Annotated in this window: 5 protein-coding genes and 1 pseudogene; all 6 read right to left on the bottom strand. The window is 73.7% G+C overall.

Features of this window, described 5'->3' with window-relative positions; translation table 11 throughout:
- Positions 1-404 (bottom strand): alcohol dehydrogenase catalytic domain-containing protein (locus FRAQA3DRAFT_RS25045; protein WP_009741845.1); only part of this gene is annotated, 404 nt, incomplete at its 3' end.
- Positions 405-437: 33 nt separating this feature from the next.
- Positions 438-1430, bottom strand: a complete 993-nt coding sequence (locus FRAQA3DRAFT_RS25040) for an SRPBCC family protein (protein ID WP_009741844.1) — start codon at positions 1428-1430, stop codon at positions 438-440.
- Between the two features lie 74 nt (positions 1431-1504).
- Positions 1505-1771 carry a UBP-type zinc finger domain-containing protein gene (locus FRAQA3DRAFT_RS25035; RefSeq protein ID WP_009741843.1) on the bottom strand — a complete coding sequence of 89 codons (267 nt, stop codon included), beginning with the start codon at positions 1769-1771 and terminating at the stop codon, positions 1505-1507.
- Positions 1768-2082 carry a chaperone modulator CbpM gene (locus tag FRAQA3DRAFT_RS25030; protein WP_009741842.1) on the bottom strand — a complete coding sequence of 105 codons (315 nt, stop codon included), beginning with the start codon at positions 2080-2082 and terminating at the stop codon, positions 1768-1770. The genes FRAQA3DRAFT_RS25035 and FRAQA3DRAFT_RS25030 overlap by 4 nt, the downstream gene beginning before the upstream one ends.
- Positions 2079-2739, bottom strand: a pseudogene (locus FRAQA3DRAFT_RS25025) (DnaJ C-terminal domain-containing protein). The gene FRAQA3DRAFT_RS25030 and the pseudogene FRAQA3DRAFT_RS25025 overlap by 4 nt, the downstream one beginning before the upstream one ends.
- A gap of 1 nt (position 2740) precedes the next feature.
- On the bottom strand, positions 2741-3382 hold the full coding sequence (locus tag FRAQA3DRAFT_RS25020) for a nucleotide exchange factor GrpE (protein ID WP_083873673.1): 642 nt from the start codon (positions 3380-3382) through the stop codon (positions 2741-2743).
- Positions 3383-3539 lie beyond the last annotated feature (157 nt).

Genomic DNA, 3539 nt, shown 5'->3' with positions numbered 1-3539 from the left:
AATCCACCGAGCATGTGCGAGTACCCGAAGATGCCGGCAGGGGCGTGGCCGAGGATCTTCTCCGCCAGCGCGGCGTTCGGGTTGGAGTTCTCGCACAGCGAGAAGTCGCCCGCGAGGCAGGTGTTGCACCGCCCGCACGCGATGGGGAACGGCACGACGACGCGGTCGCCGATGCGGAGGGTCTCCACATCGTGACCGACCTCGACCACCTCGCCCATGAACTCGTGGCCCAGCACGTCCCCCTTCATCATCGTCGGCACGAACCCGTTGAACAGGTGCAGGTCGGAGCCGCAGATGGCGGTTTTGGAAATCCGCACGATCGCGTCACGACTGTTGAGGATCTTCGGATCGGGGACCTCTTGGATCTCGACCTCGCCCCGACCGAGCCAGCAGTTTGCACGCATGAGTGGAGTCCTTCCGAATCACGACTGACCGAATCACGACTGACCGAGTGGCTGGGCCGGATGCTGACGCAGCAGGCGGCTGGCCGGCCGGGAGCCGGTCGGATTCGCCTCGGACCGGACGACCTCGCCGGTCTCCATCAGCTGCTTGAAACGGCGCAGGTCCTCGGTGAGCAGCTGACCGGGTTCCTCCCCGAGCACCTTCGCGAGGGCGACGCCCGCGGCCCCGGCGGGCGGCTGGTACTCCAGGTCGACCTGGACCTCGGTCCCCCGGCCCCCCGGCGCCGGTCGGAAGCGCACCGTCCCGGCGTTGCGGACGTCCGAGTGATCGACCGACCGCCAGGCGATCAGCTCGCCGGGCCGGTCCTCGACGATCCGGGCATCCCATTCGATCTTCGTTCCGGCGGGTCCTCGGACCTTCCAGTGCGAGGTTCCGTCGGTGGTCCGCACCGAGTCGAGGTGGTACATGAACGTGGGCAGCGACTCGAAGTCGTGCCACCGACGGTAGAGGTCCTGGGGCGCCCGGCGGACGGTGGTGCTCGACCTCGCCCGCACCGGATGGCCCGCCGCACCGGCACGGCTGTGCCGGCGGGCGGCGATAATGTCCAGCACGGTGACGCCGACGACCGAGCCCGCGGCCAGCAGCGGGCGGGCCAGGCGCCCGCCGGTCGCCCGGCGCCGGGCCGCGACGAGCGCCAGCGCCGACAGGTCGAGGATGTCGCCCGCGACCCGTCCCCACAACCACCAGCCCGGCTGCCCACCGCCGAGCACGCCGACGCCGCTGGCGATCTCACGGCCGCCGAAGATCCGCGTCACGGTCCTGGCGACGGCCGAGTTCTCCGCCCCGACGGCCCTGGCGACCAGGTCGGGCGCCCCGAGCTCGGTCGCGCCGAGGCCGATGCTGAACCAGCCGAGCGCGGTTGCGAGCGCGTCCGGGCGGACGGCGCATCGCGCGCCCCCGTGTGTCCCCTGGTCACCGATCTGGCGCGCCTGCGGGTCGCGGCGCTCCTGTTGACTCTGCGTGCTCATGCTGATCCCCCGTTTCGACTTCGGCCGGCCGGGCCGGCCGTGCATGGACGTTCGTGATCGGCTCCTGATCCCGGTCAGACGAAGGTCTCGTCGACGTAGCACCACCGCCAGTGCTCGCCCGGTTCAAAGGAGCGCACGATGGGATGGGCGCAGGCGTGTGCGTGAGCCCGGGCGTGGCGCAGCGGGGAGGAGTCGCAGCAGCCGACGTGGCCGCAGGTCAGGCACAGTCGCAGGTGCACCCAGACGGAGCCGATCCGCAGGCAGTCCTCGCAACCGCGTGGGGTGTGCGGGACGACGGACCGGACCAGCGCGAGATGGGGATCGACCCCGGTCGTGGTCATGAGCGACCTCCTCGGACTCGCAGCAGCCGTTCGAGTTCGCAGATCCGGTCGAGCAGGTCGAGCACGACCCCGCTCGCGGCGTAGGTGACGCCAAGGTCACGGCGGAGCCGTTCGATGCGGGCGGCGCGGGCCACCGCCGTCGCCGAGAGCAGGTACCGGCCGGCGGGGTCGATCTCGGCGTCGAGCAGGCCGAGCGCAACCAGCCGGCGGACGAGATCGGGATGCAGCCGGGCCGCGACACAGAAGGCGTCCAGATCGAGCGCCTGGTCGCGGCGGTCGACGGCTCGGGCGCGCACCAGCAGCGTGGTCATGACCGCTCCCTCGGGTTGAACGACGACGTCCCGGCAAGCTCGGCGAACAGCTCCCGCTCCCGTTCGGTCGGCTTCGGCGGGACCATGATCCGCACGTGGGCGTAGAGGTCACCGGCGCCCTCGCCGCGGCGGGTAGCACGCCCGGGACGGGGCAGACCCCGCCCGCGCAGGCGCAGGCGGCGGCCGGTGGAGGTGCCGGGCGGGACCGTGAGGGTCGCCTCGCCGCCGTCCGGCGTCGGCAGGGTGACCTGCGCGCCGAGCGTGCCCTCCCACCACGGCGCGAGCGGCAGGTTGGTGTGCACGTCTCGACCCTCGACCCGGCACCTCGGGTCCCGGGCCAGCCGCACCACCAGGTAGAGGTCACCCCGCTCGCCCCCGCCCCGGCCCCGGCCGCCCTGCCCGGCGAGCCGCAGCCACTGGCCGTCGGTGACCCCGGCCGGGGTCGTCACCTCCACCTCGCGCGCGCCCCCACCGGGAGCGGGCAGGGTGATCCGGGAACCGCTCCTCGGCACCGGGGTCGGAGTTGATGTCCGGGTGGTATCTGCGGGCGAGCTTGCGGTAGGCCCGCTGGATGGCGTCGGCGTCGGCATCGCGGGGGACGCCGAGGATCTCGTAGAAGTCCTCCCGGCTGCGGTCCCTGGTTCCGCTGGCGCCCATCTCACGATGCCTCCGGCCCGGCGTCGGGCCCCGGTCCCCCCGCATCGCGTCCGGACCGAGCGGCCTGCGGCCCTGAACCCCCTGAACCCCCTGAACCCGCGGCTTGCGGTGTCGCGGCCGGCGGTCCCCCGGAGGCCGGCTGCGGGCGCGGGCCGGCGCTCACGGCCACCGACGCCGGTCGCAGCACGCGGCCGTCGGCCTGGTAGCCCGGACGCATCACCTCGATGACGGTGCCGGCCGGAATCGGCTCCGGCTGCGCGGAGCCGTCGACGACGGCCCCGACCTCGTGCCGGTTGGGGTCGAAAGGGCCGCTGTCGGCGTCGATGCGGCTGACCCCGCCGGCGCGCAGGGCCTCCAGGGCGAGCTGGCGCACCCCGCGGACGCCGTCGGCGAGCGCGTCGGGATGGGACTCGGCATGTGCGAGCGCCAGTTCGAGATGGTCCAGGACGGGCAGCCACGCCCGCACCACCCGATCCCGCTCGGCTGCCTTCGCGGCGGCGATCTCCCGGCCCGTCCGCCGGCGGACGTTGTCGAAGTCCGCCAGCGTCCGCAGGTGAGCCGCCTGGCACTGCTCGAGCTGTGCGGCGAGGTCGGATGCCGCGGCGGCGTCGGGCCGCTCGGCGTCCGGCCTGTTCTCAGCCATCGTCGCCGGTGGTGAACTCGGCGTCGATGACGTCGTCCCCACCAGCCCCCTGGGCACCACCGGCACCGGCACCGGCGCCGGCACCGGCTGCCGACCCGCCGGCCGCTGACGAGGCGCCGCCCGGCGCGGATGACGCGCCGCCCGGCGCGGACGCCGT

Source organism: Frankia sp. QA3, from assembly GCF_000262465.1.
Taxonomy (GTDB): domain Bacteria; phylum Actinomycetota; class Actinomycetes; order Frankiales; family Frankiaceae; genus Frankia.
The sequence above is the reverse complement of the archived record's forward strand: the minus strand, read 5'-3'. Positions and strand labels throughout refer to the sequence as shown.